At 31.4% G+C, this 25,636-nt stretch carries 24 protein-coding genes and 8 tRNA genes; 26 read left to right on the top strand and 6 right to left on the bottom strand.

The window, feature by feature from the left end; translation table 11 throughout:
- Nucleotides 1–61: 61 nt before the first annotated feature.
- The 17 genes from CD032_RS10340 to fumC all read left to right on the top strand — a co-directional run bounded on the left by CD032_RS10340 (nt 62) and on the right by fumC (nt 9,822).
- Nucleotides 62–135, top strand: a tRNA-Trp gene (locus tag CD032_RS10340).
- Between the two features lie 2 nt (nt 136–137).
- A tRNA-His gene (locus tag CD032_RS10335) sits at nt 138–210 on the top strand.
- 12 nt (nt 211–222) lie between these two features.
- Nucleotides 223–294, top strand: a tRNA-Gln gene (locus CD032_RS10330).
- 7 nt (nt 295–301) lie between these two features.
- Nucleotides 302–375: transfer RNA gene (locus CD032_RS10325), tRNA-Cys, on the top strand.
- A gap of 8 nt (nt 376–383) precedes the next feature.
- Nucleotides 384–458 (top strand) — tRNA-Gly (locus CD032_RS10320).
- Between the two features lie 16 nt (nt 459–474).
- Nucleotides 475–549 (top strand) — tRNA-Gly (locus CD032_RS13140).
- 17 nt (nt 550–566) lie between these two features.
- Nucleotides 567–641: transfer RNA gene (locus CD032_RS13135), tRNA-Gly, on the top strand.
- A gap of 41 nt (nt 642–682) precedes the next feature.
- Nucleotides 683–765 (top strand) — tRNA-Leu (locus CD032_RS10315).
- A gap of 439 nt (nt 766–1,204) precedes the next feature.
- Entirely contained in the window at nt 1,205–2,272 is a 1,068-nt protein-coding gene (locus CD032_RS10310; RefSeq protein WP_019468106.1) for a PTS sugar transporter subunit IIC, read from the top strand.
- 330 nt (nt 2,273–2,602) lie between these two features.
- Nucleotides 2,603–4,066, top strand: a complete 1,464-nt coding sequence (locus tag CD032_RS10305) for an ABC transporter substrate-binding protein/permease (protein WP_019468107.1) — start codon at nt 2,603–2,605, stop codon at nt 4,064–4,066.
- Complete coding sequence (locus CD032_RS10300; RefSeq protein ID WP_103211469.1) at nt 4,059–4,781, top strand: amino acid ABC transporter ATP-binding protein; 723 nt, start codon at nt 4,059–4,061, stop codon at nt 4,779–4,781. The genes CD032_RS10305 and CD032_RS10300 overlap by 8 nt, the downstream gene beginning before the upstream one ends.
- A 159-nt stretch (nt 4,782–4,940) precedes the next feature.
- On the top strand, nt 4,941–6,068 hold the full coding sequence (gene queG / locus CD032_RS10295; protein ID WP_019468109.1) for a tRNA epoxyqueuosine(34) reductase QueG: 1,128 nt from the start codon (nt 4,941–4,943) through the stop codon (nt 6,066–6,068).
- Between the two features lie 5 nt (nt 6,069–6,073).
- The gene (gene trmL, locus CD032_RS10290; protein WP_019468110.1) at nt 6,074–6,544 is read left to right on the top strand and encodes a tRNA (uridine(34)/cytosine(34)/5-carboxymethylaminomethyluridine(34)-2'-O)-methyltransferase TrmL; all 471 of its coding nucleotides are present in this window, start codon (nt 6,074–6,076) and stop codon (nt 6,542–6,544) included.
- A gap of 179 nt (nt 6,545–6,723) precedes the next feature.
- On the top strand, nt 6,724–7,323 hold the full coding sequence (locus CD032_RS10285; protein ID WP_019468111.1) for a sugar phosphate isomerase family: 600 nt from the start codon (nt 6,724–6,726) through the stop codon (nt 7,321–7,323).
- Nucleotides 7,324–7,347: 24 nt separating this feature from the next.
- Complete coding sequence (locus CD032_RS10280; protein ID WP_019468112.1) at nt 7,348–7,533, top strand: SAS053 family DNA gyrase inhibitor; 186 nt, start codon at nt 7,348–7,350, stop codon at nt 7,531–7,533.
- Between the two features lie 292 nt (nt 7,534–7,825).
- The gene (locus CD032_RS10275) at nt 7,826–8,239 is read left to right on the top strand and encodes a hypothetical protein (RefSeq protein ID WP_019468113.1); all 414 of its coding nucleotides are present in this window, start codon (nt 7,826–7,828) and stop codon (nt 8,237–8,239) included.
- Nucleotides 8,240–8,436: 197 nt separating this feature from the next.
- Entirely contained in the window at nt 8,437–9,822 is a 1,386-nt protein-coding gene (gene fumC / locus CD032_RS10270) for a class II fumarate hydratase (protein ID WP_019468114.1), read from the top strand.
- A 168-nt stretch (nt 9,823–9,990) separates the two neighbouring features.
- Here fumC and CD032_RS10265 read toward each other — a convergent pair whose 3' ends face one another.
- Complete coding sequence (locus tag CD032_RS10265; RefSeq protein WP_019468115.1) at nt 9,991–10,818, bottom strand: RluA family pseudouridine synthase; 828 nt, start codon at nt 10,816–10,818, stop codon at nt 9,991–9,993.
- Between the two features lie 191 nt (nt 10,819–11,009).
- Between CD032_RS10265 and CD032_RS10260 the strand changes: the two genes are divergently transcribed.
- The 3 genes from CD032_RS10260 (at nt 11,010) to CD032_RS10250 (ending at nt 14,169) form a co-directional block, all read left to right on the top strand.
- Complete coding sequence (locus CD032_RS10260; RefSeq protein WP_019468116.1) at nt 11,010–12,119, top strand: GAF domain-containing sensor histidine kinase; 1,110 nt, start codon at nt 11,010–11,012, stop codon at nt 12,117–12,119.
- A 21-nt stretch (nt 12,120–12,140) separates the two neighbouring features.
- A complete protein-coding gene (locus CD032_RS10255) occupies nt 12,141–12,764 on the top strand; it encodes a response regulator (protein ID WP_019468117.1) in 624 nt (207 codons plus the stop codon).
- A gap of 121 nt (nt 12,765–12,885) precedes the next feature.
- Nucleotides 12,886–14,169, top strand: a complete 1,284-nt coding sequence (locus CD032_RS10250) for a dicarboxylate/amino acid:cation symporter (protein WP_019468118.1) — start codon at nt 12,886–12,888, stop codon at nt 14,167–14,169.
- Nucleotides 14,170–14,367: 198 nt separating this feature from the next.
- Here the strand turns inward: CD032_RS10250 and CD032_RS10245 are convergent, their stop codons facing one another.
- The 3 genes from CD032_RS10245 to pflB all read right to left on the bottom strand — a co-directional run bounded on the left by CD032_RS10245 (nt 14,368) and on the right by pflB (nt 17,889).
- Nucleotides 14,368–14,682, bottom strand: a complete 315-nt coding sequence (locus CD032_RS10245) for a hypothetical protein (RefSeq protein ID WP_019468119.1) — start codon at nt 14,680–14,682, stop codon at nt 14,368–14,370.
- A gap of 184 nt (nt 14,683–14,866) precedes the next feature.
- Nucleotides 14,867–15,616: a pyruvate formate-lyase-activating protein gene (gene pflA / locus CD032_RS10240; protein WP_019468120.1), complete on the bottom strand. Its 750-nt coding sequence runs from the start codon at nt 15,614–15,616 to the stop codon at nt 14,867–14,869.
- 23 nt (nt 15,617–15,639) lie between these two features.
- Nucleotides 15,640–17,889, bottom strand: a complete 2,250-nt coding sequence (gene pflB, locus CD032_RS10235) for a formate C-acetyltransferase (protein WP_019468121.1) — start codon at nt 17,887–17,889, stop codon at nt 15,640–15,642.
- Nucleotides 17,890–18,869: 980 nt separating this feature from the next.
- Between pflB and CD032_RS13525 the strand changes: the two genes are divergently transcribed.
- Nucleotides 18,870–19,067, top strand: a complete 198-nt coding sequence (locus CD032_RS13525; RefSeq protein WP_019468122.1) for a hypothetical protein — start codon at nt 18,870–18,872, stop codon at nt 19,065–19,067.
- Nucleotides 19,068–19,445: 378 nt separating this feature from the next.
- On the opposite strand, the gene CD032_RS13520 is transcribed toward CD032_RS13525, so the two are convergent.
- On the bottom strand, nt 19,446–19,574 hold the full coding sequence (locus tag CD032_RS13520; RefSeq protein ID WP_019468123.1) for a hypothetical protein: 129 nt from the start codon (nt 19,572–19,574) through the stop codon (nt 19,446–19,448).
- A gap of 113 nt (nt 19,575–19,687) precedes the next feature.
- Nucleotides 19,688–20,539, bottom strand: coding sequence for a formyltetrahydrofolate deformylase (gene purU, locus CD032_RS10220; protein WP_019468124.1), 852 nt, complete (start codon nt 20,537–20,539; stop codon nt 19,688–19,690).
- A 413-nt stretch (nt 20,540–20,952) separates the two neighbouring features.
- Here purU and xdrA point away from each other — a divergent pair, with 413 nt between their 5' ends.
- The 5 genes from xdrA to CD032_RS13515 form a co-directional block, all read left to right on the top strand.
- Nucleotides 20,953–21,417, top strand: a complete 465-nt coding sequence (xdrA, locus tag CD032_RS10215; RefSeq protein ID WP_019468125.1) for an XRE family transcriptional regulator XdrA — start codon at nt 20,953–20,955, stop codon at nt 21,415–21,417.
- A gap of 415 nt (nt 21,418–21,832) precedes the next feature.
- Nucleotides 21,833–22,963: a DUF445 domain-containing protein gene (locus tag CD032_RS10210; protein WP_019468126.1), complete on the top strand. Its 1,131-nt coding sequence runs from the start codon at nt 21,833–21,835 to the stop codon at nt 22,961–22,963.
- Between the two features lie 69 nt (nt 22,964–23,032).
- Complete coding sequence (locus CD032_RS10205) at nt 23,033–23,377, top strand: YlbF/YmcA family competence regulator (protein ID WP_019468127.1); 345 nt, start codon at nt 23,033–23,035, stop codon at nt 23,375–23,377.
- A 467-nt stretch (nt 23,378–23,844) separates the two neighbouring features.
- Nucleotides 23,845–25,029 (top strand): metallophosphoesterase family protein, encoded by a 1,185-nt coding sequence (locus CD032_RS10200; RefSeq protein WP_071562327.1) that lies wholly within the window; start codon nt 23,845–23,847, stop codon nt 25,027–25,029.
- Nucleotide 25,030: 1 nt separating this feature from the next.
- The coding region (locus CD032_RS13515; RefSeq protein WP_258026258.1) for an AAA family ATPase at nt 25,031–25,636 on the top strand (606 nt) is incomplete at its 3' end.

Genomic DNA, 25,636 nt, shown 5'->3' with positions numbered 1-25,636 from the left:
GTAAATCCGCTCCTTCGGGTTCGGCAGTTCGAATCTGCCCCCCTCCACCATTCAATTTAATAGGGGCATAGTTCAAAGGTAGAATAAAGGTCTCCAAAACCTTCGATGTGGGTTCGATTCCTACTGCCCCTGCCATGGCGGTTGTGGCGAAGTGGTTAACGCATCGGATTGTGGTTCCGACACTCGTGGGTTCGATTCCCATCAACCGCCCTTATTTATTAATGGGCTATAGCCAAGCGGTAAGGCAACGGACTTTGACTCCGTCACGCGCTGGTTCGAATCCAGCTAGCCCAGTTTTATTGGCGGCATAGCCAAGTGGTAAGGCAGAGGTCTGCAAAACCTTTATCACCGGTTCAAATCCGGTTGCCGCCTCCATGAATTATGCGGGAGTAGTTCAATTTCTAGAACACATTCCTTCCCGGAATGAGATATAGGTGCAAGCCCTATCTTCCGCTCCATTTAATTTAATATCATGCGGGAGTAGTTTAACTCTTAGAACACATTCCTTCCCGGAATGAGATATAGGTGTAAGTCCTATCTTCCGCTCCATTTAGTTTTTATATCATGCGGGAGTAGTTTAACTCTTAGAACACATTCCTTCCCGGAATGAGATATAGGTGTAAGTCCTATCTTCCGCTCCATTATCACTTCCTGATTGGAAGTTTTTTGTTTATAACATTGAGCCAGCGTGGCGGAATTGGCAGACGCGCGGGACTCAAAATCCCGTTCCTTTTTGGAGTGTCGGTTCGATCCCGACCGCTGGTATAAATAGCATATTAGTATTTCTCAGAAACCTCGTTTTTAGAGGTTTCTTTTTTTATGGATTTCATTATATAACATTTACTTTAAATACTCTGAACATTGAATTGCTACAAAATATTGTGAAAATTTTGTTTTGCAAGGTTTAGTAATTTTAACTTTTTTTGTTATTCTAATTATCAGCTCAACAATTCATACTTGTTCTATTGATATTGTAAATAATAGAAAATTTGTCGTACATTTATTACAGTGCTAGTTTTTAGTTATTTAAACGCTTTGTGGCAAAGTTTTTTTGTTGTCAGTTTGTGAGAAACGAGATGATGTATTATATATTATAAAATACTGTTCAATATTTAAATATTGGTTTTTAATATTAAACTTCATATTGTAGTTTAGTCAAAAATATAATATTATAAGTCTAATGTTATATTTGGAGGATACAAGAATGGTAAAATCTAGCACAGCCAAGGTTACAGGGAAAACATTTTTTAGTAATATTTTACAAGCTGTAGGAGCAGGTGTAGTCATAGCATTAATACCTAATGCATTATTAGGTGAATTATTAAAGTTTTTTAAAGAAGGCAATCAATTACTAGAAACTATTTATCAGTTAGTCGTTTTGATTCAATCATTTATGGCATTTATAATTGGTGTTTTAGCAGCGCATCAATTTAAATTTAACGGTGCTGGTGCCACGATGATAGGAGTTTCCGCTATGATCGGTAGTGGTGCGGTTAAAATGACACCAGATGGATTTTTACTTAATGGCATTGGTGATATTATTAATATTATTTTAGTTGTAGTAATATCTTGTTCTTTATATTTGTTATTACAAAATAAATTAGGGTCATTGGAAATGATTTTATTACCTGTTATTATTCCTGTTATAAGTGGATTTATAGGTTTGTTTACGTTAGGTTATGTATCAAATGTCACTAAAGGAATTGGTCATGTAGTAAATGCATTTACAGAATTAAATCCATTGATGATGTCTATATTGATATGTGTTACATATGCTTTGTTAATGGTTACGCCAATATCTGTAGTTGCTATCGCAACGGCAATTAGCTTATCTGGTTTAGGTAGTGGTGCAGCTAATATGGGTATTGTAGCAGCTTGTGTGACTTTTTTATTTGGTTCAATTAGAGTTAACGGTGCTGGCGTCAATTTAGTATTGATAATTGGGGCCGCTAAGATGATGATTCCTGTTTATTTTAAACATTTAATTATTGCAATACCATTAATCATTAATGGCGTGATAGGTGGTTTAGTAGCATATTTTATTGGAATTAAAGGTACACCAATGTCTGCTGGTTTTGGTTATACTGGTTTGGTTGGGCCTATCAACGCGTTTAATCGAATGGATGGAGATCCGACCATGAATATTATTTTATTAGTATTCGGATATTTTATAATACCGTTTGTATCAGCATTCTTTGTGCATGAAATTTGTAAAAAAATGATGCGTAAATATACAGATGATATTTATAAATTTGAAATCCCTAAACAGTAACAAAGCTTTACAATTACATAGATAATAAATAGCTATGCGTTTTATCTATCTATCTTTCAATATTATAATGCATGTTTATAACAGTCGTTATACATATTAATTGATATAAAATTTGAAAACAGAACAATGAGCTAAAAAACACCTTCATATTAAATGGAGGTGTTTTTTAATATATTGAGAATATAGCTGTCAATTAACGACATCAAATATACCATTTTATATAATCATACTAAGATGAACTTTTAAAATTAAGAAAAGAAACAAAACTCTTATTGAATATTTTTGCGTATTTATGTATAATAATAAATATTATAGAAAGGGGATTAATAGATGAAACAAATATTGAAAGTGATTACTGTTTTTTCATTCCTTATAAGTACTTTAATTATTTACATAAATCCAGAAGTAAATGCTAGTGAAAAAGATCAATGGCACAAAATTAAAGAGCGTGGTGAATTGCGTGTTGGTTTATCAGCTGATTATGCACCTTATGAGTTTGAACATAATGTTAATGGTAAATCAAAGTATGCAGGCATTGATATTGATATCGCAAAAAAGATTGCGAAAGATAATCATTTAAAATTAAAAATTGTAAATATGCAGTTTGATAGTTTATTAGGAGCGATACAAACTGGTAAAATTGATATCATTATTTCTGGAATGACACCTACACCAGAACGTTTGAAAGAGGTAGATTTTTCAAAACCTTATATGACGGTCGATCAAAAAATGATTATTAAAAAGTCTGAGGCAGATCGTTTTAAAACAATAGAAGATTTTGCGAATAAAAAAATTGGTGTACAAAAGCAAACACAACAAGAAAAAATTGCACAAACTGAAATTGATAATGCACAAATTCAATCCTTAACACGTGTACCTGAAGTTATAATGTCATTAAAAAGCGGAAAAGTTAATGGAATGGTAATTGAAGGGCCAGTTGCAGAAGCGTATTTAAAACAAAATAAAGATTTAACTTTTGCTAATGATGTTAAGTTTAATGAAGGTAAAAAAGAAACGGCAATTGCTTTGCCTAAAAATTCTCCAATGCTTATGGATAAATTAAATACCTCTATCAAAGATGTTAAAAATAAAAATTTGCTGGAAGATTATAAAGCGTCAGCTGCTGATGCAATGCAAAAAGATGACGGTAATTTCTTTACGAAGTATGGCAGCTTTTTCTTAAAAGGAATTAAAAACACGATTTTAATTTCTATAGTTGGAGTTGTTTTAGGTGCTGTATTTGGTGCATTTATTGCATTATTAAAATTAAGTAAAGTTAAAATATTGAGATGGATTGCTTCAGCTTATATTGAATTTTTAAGAGGCACTCCATTATTAGTACAAGTATTTCTAGTTTATTTTGGTACCACAGCAGTTTTAGGTCTAGATATCTCAGCATTGATATGTGGTATGATAGCGCTTGTTATAAACTGTTCAGCTTACATTGCAGAAATAATAAGAGCTGGTATTAATGCAGTTGATAAAGGACAAACTGAAGCTGCAAGAAGTTTAGGACTTACATATGGTCAAACAATGAAATCAGTTATTTTGCCACAAGCTGTAAAAAACATATTACCAGCTTTAGGTAATGAGTTTGTTACTGTTATAAAAGAATCATCTATTGTATCCGTTATAGGTGTTAGTGAAATAATGTTTAATGCACAAGTTGTACAAGGAGCATCATTTGATCCATTCACACCGCTCATTGTAGCTGCAATATTATACTTTATACTTACATTTACTTTATCAAGAGTGATGTATTTCTTCGAAGGGAGATTGAAAGTTAGTGATTAATATTAAAAATTTATATAAATCGTTTGGAAAAAATGAAGTTTTAAAAGGGATAAATCTAACGGTGGATAAAGGTGATGTTGTTGCTATAATAGGTCCTTCAGGTAGTGGTAAAAGTACACTTTTACGTTGTATAAACCTTCTTGAAACCCCTTCAAGTGGTGAAGTGATATTTAAAGATCATAGTTTAACAAATGAAAAAACTAAATTGGAAACACTAAGACAACAGATGAGTATGGTTTTTCAAAATTTTAATTTGTTTCCACATAAGAAGGTTATAGACAATATCATATTGGCGCCTAGTTTATTAAAAAAGGGTAATCAAAAAGATTTGAAAAAGGAAGCAATGGATTTGTTGAAAAAAGTTGGATTAGAAGACAAAGCTAATGCTTATCCTGCTCAATTATCGGGTGGGCAAAAGCAAAGGGTAGCTATTGCTAGAGCTTTAGCCATGAATCCAGAAGTACTTCTGTTTGATGAACCTACCTCAGCACTAGATCCAGAAGTGGTTGGTGATGTTTTAGAAGTAATGAAAGATTTAGCCAAAGAAGGTATGACTATGGCAGTTGTAACACATGAAATGAATTTTGCAAAAGACGTAAGTGATAAAGTTGTGTTTATGGCTGATGGTGTCATTGTGGAATCAGGGACACCGCAAAATATTTTCGAGAAACCACAACATGATAGAACTAGAAACTTTTTGGCACGTGTTTTATAAATATAAAATCAACCAAGGTGTTTGCAAATGGATTATTGTAATTCATTCATAGCACCTTGGTTTTTTTAATAAATATTGAAAATTGGATTATCGAATTCTCTTATTAATAATGAATATGTTAAACTATAGAATGTATGTTTTTAAGGTGAGGTGTGAAAGATGAATGTAGATCAATTGAAACAAGATGTCATAGACTATGCTCACTCAATTGGTATTGATAGTATTGGTTTTACCACGGCTGATCCATTTGATGAATTAAAACAAAAATTAGTTGATTATCATGAGAAAGGATATGCCTCTGGATTTGAAGAATCAGATATTGGTTTGCGTACTGAACCTAAGTTAACATTACCTACTGCAAGATCTATTATTGCTATTGCTGTTGGTTATCCCAATAAATTAAAAGGTGCACCTAGAAGTGTACGTGGAGACAGAAGAGGTATGTTTGCTAGAGCATCTTGGGGCCAAGATTATCATTCAATCATGAGAAAACGTTTAGATAAATTAGCTGAGTATCTAGAGACTAGAGTCCCAGATGTGGAAATTAAATCTATGGTTGATACGGGTGTGCTGTCAGACCGAGCTGTTGCTGAACGCGCAGGATTAGGTTATGTAGGTAGAAATGGGTTTGTCATAAATCCAGATCTTGGTACTTGGACTTATTTAGGAGAAATGTTAGTTAGTGTGCCTTTTCCTCCTGATGACCCAATCATTGATAGTTGTGGAGATTGCACAATATGTGTTGATCGATGTCCAACAGGAGCTTTAGTTGGTGATGGACAACTAAATAGTCAAAAATGTATTAGTTTTTTAACACAGACAAAAGGTTACATGCAAGATGAATATCGATATAAAATTGGTAATCGACTTTATGGCTGTGATACATGTCAACAAGTTTGTCCAAGAAATCGTGGCATTAACACACAGCACGATGATATTGTGTTAGAACCAGAAATATTAAAACCAAGGTTAGTACCATTATTACAAATGAGTAACAAAGAATTTAAAAATACTTACGGTCATTTAGCAGGTGCCTGGAGAGGTAAAAAACCAATTCAAAGAAACGCAATTCTAGCGTTAGCACATTTTAAAGAGGAAACTGCGATACCCGAATTACAAGAAGTCGCATTAAATGACCCAAGACCGATGATTAGAGCTACAGCTTATTGGGCAATTGGACAGATTCAAGGAGAGCAAGCAAGACCATTTATTGAAGCACATTATGACAGTGAATTAGAGGAAGTCCAACATGAGATGTTAAAAGGACTAGATATGAGGAGAGAATAAAAAGCATGACGAACCACATTGTATTATTTCAACCACAGATACCCGGAAATACTGGTAGTATCGCTAGAACCTGTGCTGGTACATATACACATTTACATCTAATAAAACCACTAGGATTTAGTACAGATGACAAGATGTTGAAAAGAGCAGGATTAGATTATTGGGATTCTGTAAATATTAGTTATTATGAAAATATAGAATCGTTTTTTGAAAGTACGCAAGGTGAATATTACTTATTAACTAAGTTTGGTGAAAAAACTTATTCTGATTTTGATTTTACTGATGAAGAGGAAAATCATTATTTTATTTTTGGTAGAGAAACTACTGGTTTACCTGATTGGGTAAAAGAGAAATATAAAGATACAGCATTAAGAATCCCAATGAATGATAATATAAGATCATTAAATTTATCAAATACTGCATCTTTACTTATTTATGAAGCGTTAAGGCAACAAAATTTTCCAAATTTACATTAAATTATATATTAATCAATGAAAAACGACTTTGACATTTGTATAATGTAGATAAAGCTAAAAGTAGTTTTTGAAAATTTAGTTGATTATTAAAATTATATAGTTTATGAAGATAGCTTCAAGGGTATTATTATAAATAATGCTAGAACGCGTCTTAAAAGATTAAGAGGAGTGTAATAACTATGGCAATGAACTTTAAAATTTTAGAAAACGAAAAAAGTGTAGCAGAATATGCTGCAGATATTTTAAGAAAACAGTTTAACAATAATCCAACTACTATAGCAGGCATACATCTTTCTAATGATAATGCACCAGTATTAGATGAATTAAAGAAAAATGTAGATGATCATGCAGTAGATTTTAGTCAAATTAATATATTAGATTATGACAGCAATAAGTCTTATTTTGAAGCGTTAGGCGTACCAGAAGGTCAAATATATGGTGTTTCATATGGTCAAGATACAGAATCATTTATAAGTGATAAAATTAAAACTAAAGAAAATAAAGGTAAATTGATTACACAAATACTGTCAATAGATACAAATGGCAGACTTAATGTAAGTATCAATCATGGTCTCTTTTCTGCAAGAGAAGTAATTTTAGTGATTACTGGTTCTGAGAAAAAAGATGTTGTGCATAAATTATATGAAGAAAATGGTAAAACTTCATTTGAGCCATCTGATTTGAAAGCACACCGTATGGTAAATGTTATTTTGGATGAAGCTGCTGCAGAAGGTCTTCCTGAAGATGTTCGTCACTATTTCACTGCACGTTTTGCATAAAATTAAAAATGTGAGGTGTAACTAATGACAGATGATAATGCAAATAAAAAGTATTCTAACCATGAAGCAGAACCAAAAAATGAAATGGTTGATGATTTTGAAGATATCGTAGAATTGGGAAAAGAAATGGAACAAATTTCTGAAGAAAATGATGAAGATAAACTAGATAAATCACATGATTCAAATGTACGTTCTGATTTAGATAATTAAGGTGTTAGGTTTGTTTAATAAATGATTAAATAGCATCTTTCAAAGTCTAAATGATATGCTATGAGTACTACTAACAAACAAAATCATTAATTCGTTTATAAATAATTGGAAGCGAGTAAGAGATGGTCAAATATTAAAAATTTGATGTCCTTCTCGCTTCTTTTTTATATTTATTTAATCAATTTGCCAAGTTATTTACGTATGATTTTATGAATAATAAAAAAATAATGCCAACATAAATTTGATTATGTTATTATTAAGTCATTATTTGAATTAAGGAGTTATCATTAATATGTTAAGTAACTATTGGAAACACCTCATGATATGTGCTGTGATTGTAAATTTAATTTCTATAAAAGGTTTTCCTATGGCCATTGGAGCAATATATCTGCCAATCTTGTTTAAAATTATTCAATTACAAATCAACTTGTCACATGGACTGGTAGATAAAGTAAATGCTTCTACGTTTGTAAAAAGTAATCAAACTGGAATCATTATTAGTGTAATATGCTGTATTGTTATAACAGTATTGTTATTTAAGCCGCTTGGGGGTTTTTATAATAGTTTAACTGGATTTTTAGGACTTCTTATCACAGTTAGTCCTGTGACTATGGTTATTGGGGCGATTCTTTTAGTCTTAACTGCAATAGGTATTATACAAGCAGCAAAGATGAAATTTAACGATGTAACAATTACAAAAGGTTAATGAATAGATGTAAAAACCAGGAACTAAAAATTAGTTTCTGGTTTTTTAATGCTAGCAACTACGTATCTAAACTTTGTAAACCGTTGTTATTACCTAGACATTTTTTATATAATGAAAACGCTATATTAAGAGATTGCCCAGTTAAATTAATTAATGCTATACTAAAGTTAAATACATATTGAAGGGGAGATTTTTAAATGTCAGTTAGAATTGAACATGATACATTTGGTGAAATTGAAGTACCTGCAGATAAATACTGGGGTGCACAAACAGAAAGAAGTAAACGTAACTTTCCAGTTGGAAAAGAACAAATGCCAATTGAAGTAGTTTATGGATTCGCTCAATTAAAAAGAGGGGCAGCATTAGCCAATCATGAATTAGGAAAACTAAGTGACGCAAAAAAAGATGCTATCGTTCATGCATGTGATCGTATATTAAACAAAGAATTAGATGAACACTTCCCATTAGTCGTTTGGCAAACAGGAAGCGGCACACAAAGTAATATGAACGTCAACGAAGTTGTGAGTTATGTTGCAAATATGTATCTCAAAGAACAAGGTAGCGATGAGTCAATACATCCAAATGATGATGTGAATAAATCTCAAAGTTCAAATGATACTTTCCCTACTGCGATGCATGTTGCATTATATAATGAAATTGAAGTGAAACTTGAACCTGCATTAAAATCATTACGTGATACTTTTAAAGAAAAAGAAGCAAAGTTTAATGATATTATAAAAATCGGACGTACTCATTTACAGGATGCTACACCTATTCGTTTAGGCCAAGAAATAAGCGGATGGCGTTATATGTTAGATAAATGTGAAACATTACTTAGTGAGTCAAAAGCCCATATTTTAAATTTAGCAATCGGTGGTACTGCAGTAGGTACCGGTATCAACGCTCATCCAGAATTTGGTGATAAAGTTGCTAAATTTATTTCAAAAAATACAGGGTATCCATTTGTATCATCTGAAAATAAATTTCATGCATTAACTGCGCATGATGAAGTCGTTCAATTACATGGTTCTCTCAAAGCTTTAGCTACTGACTTAATGAAAATTGCAAATGATGTGAGATGGTTAGCGTCTGGACCACGTGCTGGGCTTGCTGAAATTTCTATACCAGAAAATGAACCTGGTTCATCTATTATGCCTGGTAAAGTCAACCCAACACAATGTGAAATGTTAACGATGGTTGCAGTTCAAGTTATGGGCAATGACACTGTGGTTGGCATAGGTAGTTCACAGGGGAATTTTGAATTAAATGTCTATAAACCTGTGATTTTGCATAATACATTACAGTCTATATATTTATTGGCGGATGGTATGCAAACATTTAACAATAATTGTGCAGTAGGCATTGAACCAATTGAAGAAAACATTGATAATTATTTAAATCAATCACTAATGTTAGTAACAGCATTAAATCCTCATATTGGATATGAAAAAGCTGCTAGCATAGCTAAAAAAGCGCATCGAGAAGGTTTAACATTAAAAGAATCTGCCATCCAATCTGGATATTTAACTGAAGAACAGTTTAATGAGTGGATTAAACCAGAAGATATGGTTGAGCCTAAATAAATTTAAAATCTTAAAGTATATCAATATCTTTGATTAACGAAGAAACGTCAATTTCTATTGAAATGAAATAGAAATTGACGTTTTTGCATTTATTTTGATTCATTTTAACTACAATGTTGTTCGTGCGATAAAAGCTATAGAGAGAATTGAAAATTAAACCTATCTCTTTTAAATTTCATCATCTAAACTAACTGATATTTTTTCTTGTGTTAATGGGTGAATAAATTCAATTTTATAACTGTTCAATTGCAGTTGTCTTAAAGTTGAATCACCGTATAATGGATCTCCGATAACAGGATGTCCTATTTCTGCTAAATGCACACGAATTTGGTGTGTTCGACCTGTGTCCAATTTCAAATCGACTTCACAAACATTTTCTTTGACCATATTCGAAGATAATATGTGTGTAATGGCAGATTGTCCTGTTGTAGATACTCGGCGTTTGTTCGAATGAAATTTATCTTTACCAATAGGCGCATCAATGGTTTGTGGTTTAATTGGTAATAAGCTATGTACCTTTGCTTTATAGATACGGTCAATTTTATTTTCTTCTAACATACGGTCTAGGATTTTTTTCATTAAAGGATTTTTAGCAACAATTAATAAGCCTACAGTTTCTTGATCTAAGCGATGTATCGGTTCTGCATAGTCACTATTGATTGTATATATCACATGATTCATTAATGTATTACTTTCTTTTAAATCATTAGGATGTGTTTTAACCCCTTTAGGCTTCATAACAATTGCTAAATCATTGTCTTCATAATAAATTTGAGCATATCGATAACTTGGTAAATAATTACTTTTTTCTTCTGGTGTTGGAATGTAAACTTGATCGCCTGTTTGTACTTGTGACGTGAGTTTTGCATTTATATCATTGATTTTAATCTCTTTTGACATATTTAAATTGTGTAAATCTTTTTTTGGTAATTGTAATTGCTGGAAAATTTCTCTTAGTGTTAATGTATTATAATTTTCTGGGATTTGAAATTTCATAATATCCTCCTCTTTAACCAATTATTATCATACCATAAACACGCTGTTAAAAATATTAGACCTTGAGATTGATTTAATAATTTTTTACATTGTTTTAATTCAAGTAAAAAGGAATTATTTATCTATTTTTAAATGCTATACAAACTTGTATAATGTATGTAAATAGTGTTGTTAAAGAATGGACTGGTTAAATGGAAAAACCGACAAGATTAGCATTATTAAAAGAAATTGCTGAATTTTTAAATGAAGAGACAGAAACATATAGTATGCTACAAGGCGCATTAAAATCGTTAATTGATGGTAGTGAATTTACTACAGGCTGGATTTTTTTCATTGATGATGTGGGGCAACATGAACTCGTATCATATAATGGTTTACCAGGAGCATTGGAAAATAATCATTGTGAATATATGCGAAAGGGTACGTGTTGGTGTGTTCAAGCATATCAAAATAAAAGGTTAACGAAGGCTTCAAATATCATAAATTGCTCGAGAATTAATTTAGCAAATCGAGCTTATCATGAAGAAACTGACGGTATTACACATCATGCTACTGTTCCGTTAAGGTCTGGTGAAGAACAATTTGGATTACTCAATGTTGCAACACCTTATACAAGGAGATATAGTGCAGAAAACTTAGAGTTATTAGAATCTGTTGCATTGCAAATCGGATCTGCAATAAAAAGGATTCTCTTAACCGATCAAGAAAAAGAAGCTGCGCGTATTAGTGAACGTAATAGATTAGCTAGAGATTTACATGATTCAGTAAACCAAATGCTTTTTTCTGTTAAATTGACAGCTCACGCAGCATTAGGGATGACACAAGAAAATGTTTCTCGTAAAGCATTCCAAGTGATTGAAGATACAAGCCAGCAAGCAGTAAATGAAATGAGAGCTTTAATTTGGCAATTAAAACCCGTTGGTTTAGAACAAGGATTAGTTAGTGCGCTAAAACAGTATAGTGAGTTATTACAGTTAGAGTTAATTGTTAAAGTAGATGGTTTAATTAAACTTCCAAGTCAAATAGAGGAAAATGTTTATAGGATTGTTCAAGAAGCAATGAATAATACAAAAAAACATAGTGAAACCACTCAAGTTCGATTAGATTTAGTTCAAGCGGACAATTATTTATTGGTAACAATCTCTGATTTTGGCAAAGGTTTTGATAAGCATAAATCAAATCTTTATCACTCGCATGGTTTGAATAATATGAAACAAAGGACTAAACAGATAAGTGGCAAATTGACAATTGAAGGTGAACCAAACAAAGGTACAAAAATTTATATTTCAATACCACTTTAAAGTTTCGAAAGGAAGGTCAAGATGAATCGAATCATTTTGGTAGATGATCACCATATCGTAAGACAAGGTTTAGAATTTCTATTATCAACAGTTGATGATATAGAGGTTGTTAAAGGTTTTTCAGATGGCAAATCATTTTTAAGTTATTTGGAAGCGCATGATTTACCCGATATTGTATTATTAGATTTAGTGATGCCCAATATGAATGGTATAGAAATCACTGAAATTATGAAACAAAAGTATCCAGAAGTAAAAATATTAGTGCTAACCAGTTATGTAGATGATGAACATGTAATTTCTGCAACTGATAAAGGCGCTGATGGTTATGAAATGAAAGATGTTGAACCTGAGAAGTTAATTAAAACAATTAAGAACGTATTGTCAGGTGAAAAAGTTATCCATCCACAAGCCCAAAGTGTTATGGAATCTGTAAGCAGTAAACCGCATTATACAAACAAACTTTCAAAACGTGAATCTGAAGTATTGACAGAAATGGCAAAGGGTAAAACAAATAAAGAAATTGCGGAAACTTTATTTGTCTCAGAAAAAACTGTTAAAACACATGTCAGTCACATATTTGCTAAATTGCAAGTATCCGATCGTACACAAGCCGCTATTTATGCTATGCAGAATAATCTTATATAATATATTAGATGTTATGTAAATATTATTTTACATAGCATTTTTTTATTCGATATATACTTTTGTTTCAAAATGTATAATATTACTATATACTATATCTAATAAACATAAAGGGGATGTTATTATGAAGACTAAAAATCTTTCATTGAAAATTGTTATAGCGTTAATTCTCGGTATAGCAATAGGCTCCATACTTAACACGTTTGCGCAATCAAGTTTTGTAGTCAACGTTGATAAATATGTCTTCAATGTTATTGGGCAAATTTTTCTGAATTTAATTTTCATGTTAGTGGTGCCAGTTGTGTTTGTTTCAATTGTGTTAGGTGTAGTAGGTGTGGGCGATCCTAAATTACTAGGTGGTATTGGTTTGAAAACGATTAGCTTCTTTTTAACCACTACTGCAATAGCTATTATTATTGGGATTACTTTAGCTTTAGTTTTACAACCGGGGGAAGGGAAATCAGATTTATTAAAAAGTGAAGATGTTTCAAGTTATCAAAAAACATTAGATAAAGAAGATAATTCACAAAGTTCTGCTGCAAAGCAATCTTTTGATCAAACACTGATTAATCTTTTTCCTAAAAATCCATTACAAGCCATGAGTGAAGAAAATATGTTGCAAATTATTACATTTGCCATTTTCATAGGGGTTGGTTTGATAATGGTTGGTTCGAAAGCAGAAGCGGTACACCGGTTATTTGAGCAAACCAACGAAGTTTTAATGTATATAGTGACGATGATCATGAGTGTATTTGCGCCTATTGGTACGTTTGGTCTTGTTGCTCATGCATTTACAGGGGCAGGATTTGGAGCTATCCAACAACTTGGTATGTATTTCTTTATAGTGCTTCTAGCGCTATTTATCCATTTCTTCGTTGTATATGGTTCAGCGGTGAAATTTATGGCTAAATCAAGTCCACTAAAGTTCTTTAAGGGATTTCTACCTGCAATTACACTTGGTTTTAGTGCATCGAGTTCCACTGCAACCTTACCAGTATCACTTAAATGTACAAAAAATATGGGTGTTAGACCTGAAGTAGCATCTTTTGTACAACCTCTCGCTGCTACGATAAACATGGATGGAACGGCAATCATGCAAGGTGTTGCAACAATATTTATTGCACAAATCTCAGGTGTAGAGCTGTCATTTATGCAAATTATTACTGTTGTGGTCATCGCTGTTGTAGCATCTATTGGTACAGCTGGCGTACCTGGGGTTGGACTGATTATGTTAGCAATGGTTTTAAATGCCGTTGGATTAGATCCAGCTGCAATTGGTATTATTTTAGGTATTGATAGGTTATTGGATATGACACGAACATCTGTCAATATTACAGGTGATGCTGCTTGTGCACTTATCATTTCAAAAGCTGAAGATAAAAAATTAGCTGCTAGAAATGAAAGTTAATAAAATAATAGACATAAATATAAGGAATTTAAAATCTGAGAGTGGCTCTAACATTTATATGTTTTGGCTACTCTTTTTTTAGTTGATACACATGAGAAGTGTTGTAAAATAGATGTTGATTTATAAAAGTATTTGTCTATCTAAAAAAACTAAACCATCACAATGATAGCTTAGTTTAAGATTAACCTAATGAGTTACTTATTCAGAAAGAAGTACATTATACAACTCTACAAATTTCTTACCATCTTTTCTTGGAACCTGGTCAAAAAGCCAAGGCTCTCCGTCTGCTTCCATAATAGTTATTCTAAAAGGGGTTAAGGATAGACCAAATTTAACACTTTGAAGTTCATCAAATGGGAATAAACTTTTGATTTCATGATTTTCAATTACTCCTTTTGCTTTAAACGTAATTTTATCATTATACAATGTCAAAAGGCCTGGAATCATTTGAGCATTAATAAATTTCATAGAAGCACTGGTAGAAATTAGTTTTGTTGAAGTATGATTATTCAAAGAAACATCCCCTTAAAATTTGTTTCTGTTAATATATCATTTTGAAAAATATTATTCAATTTCATGTTCAGTAACAAAAATAAAAGTAGTGAATGATATCTATATTTCAAATGATATCAATGCACTACTTTTTAGATGTACTACATTTTAATAAGCACGATAAATTTAACCTGTCGTAATAAAGTTAATTAGGGGTGTAACCTTTAAAATTTACATATTGATAATCTTGTTTTACTTCAGCCTCGGTAGGTGCTGTTATATGCTCTAAAGCATAAGGTAAACCTAGTGATTGCCATTTATGGACACCGAGTTGGTGATATGGCAGTATTTCAAAGCGCTCAACGTTATCGAGTGAATTTATAAATTCACCTAACCGTATTAAATCTTGTTTATCATCTGTAAGACCTGGCACTAGTACATGTCTTATCCAAACAGGCTGTCCTTTACGTGAAAGTGTTTTAGCAAAGTTTAATATATGAGTATTAGGTTGGCCAGTTAATTTCTTATGTTTAGCATTATCAATATGCTTAATATCTAATAATATTAAGTCTGTATATTTTAATAAAGCATCTAATTGTTTTTCAAAAGTGGGTGTATTTTTCGCTGTACCAGCCGATGTATCTATACAGGTATGAATATCGTATTTTTTTAACGATTGAAATAGGGCGGTTAAGAATTTAATTTGTAGTAAAGGCTCACCACCACTTACTGTAACACCTCCATTTGATGCATCAAAATATGGTTTAAAAGGTATTATTTCGTTTACCATTTCATCAACTGTAACTGCGCGTGTATAGTCATTTATTTTCCAAGTATCAGGATTATGACAGTATAAACATCTTAGTAAACAACCTTGGGTAAATAAAATATAGCGTAATCCTGGACCATCAACGGTACCCAAACTTTCAACAGAATGTAAATGTCCTTTTAACATATATAGGCCACCTTAAATTCAAATTACATTTTTTCATGGAAAGTACGTGAAATAACATCTAATTGTTGTTCTCGTGTTAATTTAATAAAGTTAACGGCATAACCAGAAACACGAATCGTTAATTGTGGATATGCTTCTGGATGTTCCATTGCATCTAATAGTGTTTCTCTATTAAATACATTAATGTTTAAGTGATGTCCGTGTTGCATAGCATAGCCATCCAACATACTTGTGAGATTTTTACATTGATCATTACTTTCCTTGCCAAGTGATTTTGGAACGATGCTAAATGTGTTAGAAATACCATCTTTACAACAATCATAAGGTATTTTTGCTACGGTACTTAGTGAAGAAAGTGCGCCTTTTTGGTCGCGTCCATGCATAGGGTTTGCACCTGGTGCAAATGGTTCTCCAGCTTTACGTCCATCTGGTGTATTTCCAGTCTTCTTACCATATACAACATTTGATGTTATCGTTAATACACTCATTGTATGTTCTGAATTACGATAAGTTTTATGACTACGTAATTTTGTCATAAAGCGTTCTACAAGGTCAATTGCTAAATCATCGACACGTGCGTCATTATTGCCATATTTAGGGAAATCACCTTCAATTTCAAAATCTGTAACAATACCGTTTTCATCTCGAATAGGTTTTACTTTTGCATATTTGATTGCAGATAATGAATCTGCAGCAACAGAAAGACCAGCTATACCTGTAGCCATTGTTCTAATGATATTTGTATCGTGTAATGCCATTTCTATACGTTCATAGCTATATTTATCATGCATATAATGAATAATATTAAGTGAATTAATATATACTCCAGCTAACCAATCCATCATTTTATCAAATTTTTCAAATACTTCATCATATTCTAGGACTTCTGTTTTTATACTTTCATAAGCAGGCCCAACTTGTCGTCCTGATTTTTCATCTACTCCTCCATTAATCGCATATAATAATGTTTTTGCTAAATTAGCACGAGCACCAAAAAATTGCATTTGTTTACCAATTGTCATAGCAGATACACAACATGCAATACCATAATCATCACCATAAGATTCTCTCATTAAGTCATCATTTTCGTATTGAATTGCACTTGTTTTAATACTCATTTTTGCGCAATATGTTTTAAAATTGTCAGGTAGGCGAACTGACCATAATACTGTGAGATTTGGTTCGGGTGCTGGACCTAAATTATCTAGTGAATGTAAGAATCGGAATGAGTTTTTAGTTACTAATGCACGTCCATCAATACCTACACCACCGATAGATTCTGTTACCCAAGTAGGGTCACCAGAGAATAACTCATTATAGTCAGGTGTTCGAGCGAATTTTACGATACGTAATTTCATAATAAAGTGGTCTATGATTTCTTGCACTTCACGTTCTGTAATCAATCCATTGTTTAAATCTCTTTCAGCATAGATATCTAAAAATGTTGAAGTACGACCTAAGCTCATAGCTGCACCGTTTTGTTCTTTAATTGCGGCTAAATATGCTAAGTACAACCATTGTACTGCTTCTTTAAAGTTATAGGCTGGGCGACTTAAGTCAAATCCATAAATATTACCTAATGTTTTTAATTCATTTAATGCTCGGTATTGTTCAGACAATTCTTCGCGTAATCGGATGACATCTTCTGACATTTCTTTAGACATATTGTTGAAATCTTCCATTTTTTTCTGCATTAGGAAGTCTACACCATATAAAGCGATTCTGCGATAATCTCCAATAATACGTCCACGGCCGTACGCATCTGGAAGTCCAGTAATGATTCCAGCCTTTCTGCAATTTAACATCTCTTTAGAGTATGCATCGAATACTCCTTGGTTATGCGTTTTACGATAGTCAGTAAATATTTTTTCAGTTTCACTATTTAAATCATAACCATACGCTTCACAAGCTGCTTTGGCCATACGAATACCACCAAAAGGTTGCATCGAACGTTTGAATGGTTTATCGGTTTGGACACCTACTATGCTTTCTAATTCTTTATTTAGATAACCTGCCTCGTGAGAAGTGATGGTAGAAGGGATCTTTGTATCCATGTCCCACATACCACCGCGATCACGTTCTTCTTTAGACAATTGCATGACTTGCTCCCAAAGTTTAGTTGTTGCCTTTGTAGGACTTTCTAAAAATTGATCATCACCTTCGTACAATGTGTAATTTAGTTGAATAAATTCTCTTACATCTACATGATGTTGCCAGCGACCTTTTTTAAAATCATTCCATGCTGTGGATTGCATATTATTTTCTTTTAACATATCATTACCTCCAAAAGTATGTTATTTTTTTCACAATAATTATATCATTTGTTTTGTTAAAAAAATCACAAAGTTTTTGAATAATTTTAATCTAAAATGTGAAAGCTTTTGGAATCTGTATTAAAAAGTAATACACTTAAGGTGTGTTATAGGTCTGTTATAGCACAGTTTTAAAAGTGTATCTTTAGTTAAGATGTAATAGAAAAAGCTAAACATAGCAGTTTAGCAAATGTGTTTAATAATAAATGAGTAATTCATATGAGATTTTGAGTTTGTAAGAAGATAATCATTTAATTACATGGATCAAAAATAATAAATATAAATGATTAGATAAATAAAAAATAAAAAGAATTTTTAAAAAATTCTTTTATTTTCAAATTTTTCTGATAATGTTGTATCCAAGTTGCAATGATTTTGTAATATTGTTGTAACAAAATAGTAAGGGGTTTTTATTTATCATTACAGTAGAATCAGGAATAAGTAAAAGTATAGTAAGTATAATTATTGGAGCATTAATTATTTCATTACTGAGCATTTTTAATAATGCAGAAGCGTCTGAAAGTAAAGATAATGTAAAATTAAGTCAGCCTAACGAGAGCACATTGCAAATTAAAGAAAGTGACGGTGTTACAAGTACTCAAGATGACAACGGCGTAGTAACTTTAAAAGATTAAAATGGTAAAACTGAAGAGTTACCTACAGAAGCAAAAGATAAAGATGATAAAGACGTAGTATTAAAATACAAAGAAACAAAAGATGGATATGATATACAAGTTTTAGATAAGAATCAAAAAGAAGGATGGGCAAAATGTACTCTAGGCACAGCTGGTGGAACAGGCACTGGCGGACTAGGTGGAGCAGGAGTCGGTTCAGCGGTACCTGGAATTGGTACGGTTGCTGGTGGAATTGTAGGTGGCGTTTCTGGAGCTGCTACTGGAGCTGCTGCATCTTGTTTCTAAATAATTATTAGGAGAATTGATATGGAAAATTCTATATTTTGGTCTAAGAAATTCATACCAGTTTATTTCATAGTTGCATTTCTAAGCTTTGCTTTATTTAAGTTTTATATACAAACAGATAATTATTTAGTGTATATTCTTATAATTTTAGTACTTGGCTTAGGTATTGCATCATGCATATATAATTTTAAAAAAGATAATAATCAGCATTCTAATTAAACTTGATTTAGGCACTTATATTATTTTATAAGTGCTTTTATTTATAATGTGATAAGTTAGACGAATAAATTTAATCTCTTCTGTAGTTGAATTAACTTCATTATATTTGTCTTTCTAACGATAATAAGTTGATTTTGAAATATTAAATACTTTTAATACAAGTTTAACTGAATATCTCAATTTCAATGATTCAACGACTTGTATAATATTTTTGGCTCAACTTCCCTTCCAATTTCTTGTACTTTTTAAAACATCAATTTCAGCTTTTTGCCTCTGTTTTCTATTCTTAACTTTTCTTCATTATTTATTTATTCAATATTCTTACCATATGAATACTGTTTACCAACTTGTTGGTAGAATCTATGAGTTTTACCATTTTTACCAAGTTTTCACTTGTGCACTGTTCCTAATGTTTAATGTTTCCGTAATTTCGCTTGTACAGTAACCTTCAATTTTCATTTCTATAGCTTTATTTTTGATTTCTAATGAGTAAGCAACTCTTTTCATAGAAAAAACACCTCCGTATTTTTCATTTTAAATGAATTCAACGGAAGTGTTTTTATTTTATTCCCACAAATTGTGATCAGCGCAAAAAGCTATCTCAGGTTTTTTTATGAAGATTAATTAAAAACTATTGTCTTACTATTTGCAGTCACAATCACCTTATGGAGCACATGATATTCTACAGCTTGAGCTAACACACTTGATTCAACATGCCGACCAATTTTACGTAAATCTTGTACATTGTACCGATGATTAATTCGTATAACGTCTTGATCTATAATAGGGCCCTCATCCAAGTCAGAAGTAACATAATGACTTGTTGCTCCAACTAATTTGACACCGCGTTCCCATGCTTGTTTATAAGGATTTGCACCTATAAATGATGGTAGGAATGAGTGATGAATATTGATGATTTGGTTTGGATAGTGACTGACAAAATGATCGGATAGGATTTGCATATATTTTGCTAACACGATGAGTTCAACTTGATGTTCAGAACAAACATCTAGTATTTTTCTTTCCACGATTTCTTTATCTTCGTTGCTCGGTATGTAATAAAAAGGGATATGAAGCGTTTCTGCGAATTGTCTATTGTTTTCATGATTACTAACGATGCACACAATTTCGGCAGGCAATTCATTTCTGTTAACACGTAATAAAATTTCGTTGAAAGCATGATCTTCCTTAGAAACAAAAAGTGCTATTTTTGTATGTTGTTGATTATCAAAGAGTTTAAAATCTATTTGATGTGTTTGCAACGTTGTTTCTAAATCTTCTTTCAATGATGGTACATTTTCAAATTCTAATCTCAAGTATAATTGACCAGTAGCATTTGGTGAATGGTCATATTCTGTAAAATGATCTAAATGTAGAATATTAGAATCATATTGAGCAATTTTATTAGTGATTAATGAAGTAATACCGACTTTATCTGTACAAGTTGCAAGTAATATATATTTCTCTGTCATCTTTTACACCTCAATTATTAAAGTAACCCTGATTATAATGAAAATTCTGAAAAAAGTAAATAAATGATCATTTTCAATTATTTAAGGCAAAGTATATGCCAAAAGGGAAAAATTAAGATATAATAATGAATAGTGTTTTTATATCAAAAGAGTAATAAGTGAAAAATATAATCACATTTCACGCTTGTTATGCGCTTACAATAAAAGTGGTATAAGTGTTTAAGTTAATTATAGGATATAAGATTGATTATTTAGATAATTTCGCAAATAATAAAAAACAATGAAAATATCATTTCGCTCTTTTATTTTATCGCAAATTGTATTAAGATGTAATTTGTGTTTCAAGAAACGTGTATTATTGCAATTTCTTGTGTCCGGATAAAATATTCTTTTATGAAAGGTAGATTAAAGTAATGGATAGACAGAGTTTTACAGATTTAATTCAAACAAAATTTAAAATGGTGCGTATTGAGGCGGGGTACACGCAAGATACAATGGCACAAACGATTGGTCTTTCAAAAAAGACATTAGTACAAATTGAAAAAGAGAGAGTATTGCCTAACTGGACAACATGTGTGTCAATTTGTGCATTGTTTAGAGATTCTGATGTTCTAAATAGTACTTTTGGTTGCGACCCATTAGAAATGGTACAAACAATTTCACGTAACCATTGTGCGTATCCAAATCATTCTACAACTAGTGATATATATTGGAACACAGTTGATACTCGTAACGGCTATATTTTACAAAGCAATAAAGTAAGTGATATCTACCGTGTACTAAATCAGGAAACACAACCTATTTTTGGTACTTCTAAATTAAGAGAAGCTGAAACATATTTTGGTAGAGTTTCAAAAGAAGAATTAATGCACGTATAAATAAATGCATTTTGTGATAGAAGAATCATTATTTATAACATTAACTAATGAAGTTATGGCTTATATATTGAATGGTTTAGTCACTATAGTTTAATTGAAATCGGTCATGAACAAATGAACCGAACTTAATAGGTAAGTTGATTCAGTTTTTGACCCATGATAAAAAGAATACATCAGTGTAAGAGCGAACACGGGAAATCAAATGTTGATTGATTTCTAAATCGCTCTTTTTTTATTTCTGTATTTTTACTAATTCAAATTGAATGTACTCATAGTGATTGCTGCCAAGCAATTTTGTTTATGAAAAATAATAAATAGTATACACATTTTCTTGATATATGTTATACAATGTAAAAATGACTGATATGATTGTACCTTCAGTTTATAACAAATTTTATTTGAAGGAGAATTAATTATGCACGCTTTTTTAATAATTATAGCGATGATGATTATTGGAGCAATAATAGGTGGCGTCACAAATGTAATTGCTGTAAGAATGTTATTTCATCCGTTTAAAACTTATTATATTTTTAATAAACGAATTCCTTTTACACCTGGATTAATACCAAAAAGAAGAACAGAAATTGCAGATAAAATTGGACAAGTCATTGAAGAACACTTATTGACTGAAACGTTAATTAAGTCAAAATTAAATGCACCTAAATCAAGAGAAGCAATCGAATCACTAATCTTAAAACAGATCCAAAAATTAAAAGCAGATCATATGACGATTCGATCGTTAACGAAAAGTTTCGATGTTGATGTTGTACAGGTTACTAATGATAAAATGTATTCAGTTATCAATAATAAATTAGAACAATATTATGCTGAACATAAAGAAACCCCTATAAATCAACTGATTCCTTCAGATATTGAAGAGAATATTGATGCAAAGGTAGATGGAGTACCAGAATTATTGTTTGAACGTGCACGCGTCTATCTTAAATCAGAAAAAGGCGCTGCTGATATAGCATCAATGTTAGATACTTTCTTTAACGAGAAAGGTAAAATCGTAGGTTTGCTACAGATGTTTATGACTAGAGAAAGCATTGCAGATCGAATACAACATGAATTGATTAGATTAACTAATCATCCTAAAGCTAAAGCAATTGCAAAGCAGATTGTTGAAAATGAATACGCAACATTTAAATCAAAGACGCTAGCAGAAATCATCAATGAAGATCAATTTGACTCACTCAAGGTAACAGTTACTGATTTAGTTATGAACTATGCAAACATAGATAGTATATCGAATCGACCATTGAAAGAAGTAATGCCAGAATTTATAAAATTCTTAGAAACAAAAATTTCAAAACAACTCACAGAATTGATTATTGATAAAGGTTCTAAACATATTTCTCCAATTATGAAAAAAATCAACCTAAGACAAATGGTTGAAGAACAAATAAATTCATTTGATTTAGCATATATTGAACGCTTAATCATAGATATTGCAAATAAAGAGTTGAAATTAATTATGCTTTTAGGCTTTTTATTAGGCGGCATCATAGGCTTATTACAAGGTGTGATTGCAATTTTTGTATAACATATTAAATTATGTTATTGTAATATCGATGTGGTTATAACACATATACAAATAAAGGAGTGAAGCACAGTGGCAGTAAATTTATACGATCATGCAAATCAATTAGAACAAGCTTTAAGAGAAAGTGATGAATATCAAGCAATTCAAAAAGCTTATGCTAAAGTAAAAGAAAATGATGAATCAAAAGCACTTTTTGATGAATTCCGTGAAACACAATTAAACTTCCAACAAAAACAAATGCAAGGTGAAGAAATTGGTGAAGAGGAATTACAAAAAGCTCAAGAACAAGCACAAAAAATCGAAAATGATTCTAACATTTCAGAATTAATGGCTGCTGAGCAAAATATGAGCCAAGTATTCCAAGAAATTAATCAAATCATTGTTAAACCTTTAGATGAAATTTACGCTGACTAATTAATTAATCAGAATGTTTAATTTTAAAAGTAATCTAAAGTTTTTATAAAAATTTAAAATATTTAATGTGTTGCTATGTAAAAATTGATTTTCGAAATCAATGCATGGCCACAACCATAATTGAAAGAGATATATGAACTTTTATTCAAGCATATGTATGATAAACTCAATATATTGAGAAGTGATATACAAAAGAATTGATACTTATAAATGAGTTCTTTAATTGCTGGATAATCGTTCATTTTTTATTCGATGAACTATGGTTAATATTGAATTTAAAGCTGAGACATATATATTATGTTTCAGCTTTTTGTTTTATCGACTGTACAATAGTCGATGTGGTAAAATAAAGAGATACAAGGTACTAGTATGTACATAGGTATGAGTCAGATTTTTGAATTTCAAATTGAATGCCTAATTTTCATGCTTTTTATAAAAACCTTTAAATAAAGGAGAACTATAAGTATATGGTTAAATTTATTCATTGTGCAGATTTACATTTAGATAGTCCATTTAAGTCTAGAAGCTACTTAAGTCAATCGATATTTGAAGATATGCAAAAAAGCGCTTATGAAAGTTTCAAAAAAATTGTGGATTTAGCGTTAAATGAAGAAGTAGATTTTATGATTATAGCAGGTGATTTATTTGATAGTCATAATAGAACACTCCGTGCTGAAGTGTTCTTAAAAGAGCAATTTGAACGACTATCAAAAGAACAAATATTTGTTTATCTTTGTCATGGTAATCATGATCCGCTTTCTTCATCTATAGGTACTGAATGGCCAGAGAACGTTTCTGTTTTTTCTGAAAATGTAGAAACATATCAAACAATTACCAAAAATGGCGAAGAAATATATTTACATGGTTTCAGCTATCAAAATGAAGCGAGTTACGAAAATAAGCTTGATGCATACCCATCAAGCCAAGGCCAAAAAGGCATCCATATAGGTATATTACATGGTACATATAGCAAAATGAACACAAAAGACCGTTATACAGAATTTAGATTAGAAGATTTAAACAATAAACTTTATCATTATTGGGCACTTGGTCATATACACGAGCGTCAACAACTAAGTGATATGCCTCAAATTCATTATCCTGGTAATATTCAAGGTCGTCATTTCAAAGAAACTGGAGAAAAAGGCTGCCTATTAATAGAGGGAGATGATTTACATCTAAATGCTAAATTTGTGCCAACCCAGTTTATTCGATTTGAGAAAGCTGAAATAGATACAGACATGACTTCAAAACAAGGCTTATTTGACGCAATACAAAGCTTTAAATCACAAGTTAGAGCTGACGGTAAAGCAATTTATCAATTAGTAGTACATGTCAATTCAGACGAAATTATTTCTGATCAAGATTTAATGCAAGTACATGAAATGATCAGCGAATATGAAGAAAACGAGCATAATTTTGTGTTTATAGAAGATTTAAAAATAATGAATAAAGATGATGATAAAACGACCCTTGTTAAAGAATTTTCGCCAGATTTGATTGAAGATAATTCAGTTTATGAGCAAGCTATGAATGATTTATATCTTAATCCAAAAGCTTCCAAATACCTAGAAAATTATGATGATTTTGATCGTCGTGAATTAATTAAACGAGCTGAATTATTATTAAAATCAGATATGAGGGGGGAATAAAATGAAGATTAAATCATTAGATATATATGGTTATGGTAGATTTATTCAGAGAACTATTCAATTTGATGAACATTTCACAGAAATATATGGAGAAAATGAGTCAGGAAAGTCTACGATACAGGCATTTATACATTCTATCCTATTCGGTTTTCCAACTAAGAAAGAAAATGAACCACGATTAGAACCACGTTTAGGTAATCAATATGGTGGAAAACTTACATTGATTCAAGATGATGGTTCTTTGATAGAAATTGAGCGTATCAAAGGTGCGGCAACTGGAGATGTTAAAGTTTATCTACCAAATGGCGCCATTAAAGATGAAAGCTGGTTAAAAAAAGAACTTAATTTTATCTCAAAACGTACATACCAAGGTATATTTTCATTTGATATATTAGGTCTACAAAATATTCATAAAAACATGGATGAAACGCAATTACAAAACTATTTACTTCAAGCTGGTGCATTAGGATCAACAGAATTTACTAGCATGCGTGAAATTTTGAATGATAAAAAAGAAATATTATATAAGAAAAATGGTAGAAATCCAATGATTAATCAGCAGCTTGAAGAATTGAAGTCATTAGAGCGTCAAATTCGCGAAGAAGAA

This window comes from Staphylococcus cohnii subsp. cohnii (assembly GCF_002902365.1).
Taxonomy (GTDB): Bacteria; Bacillota; Bacilli; order Staphylococcales; family Staphylococcaceae; genus Staphylococcus; species Staphylococcus cohnii.
This window is presented reverse-complemented; position numbering and strand designations above follow the sequence as displayed.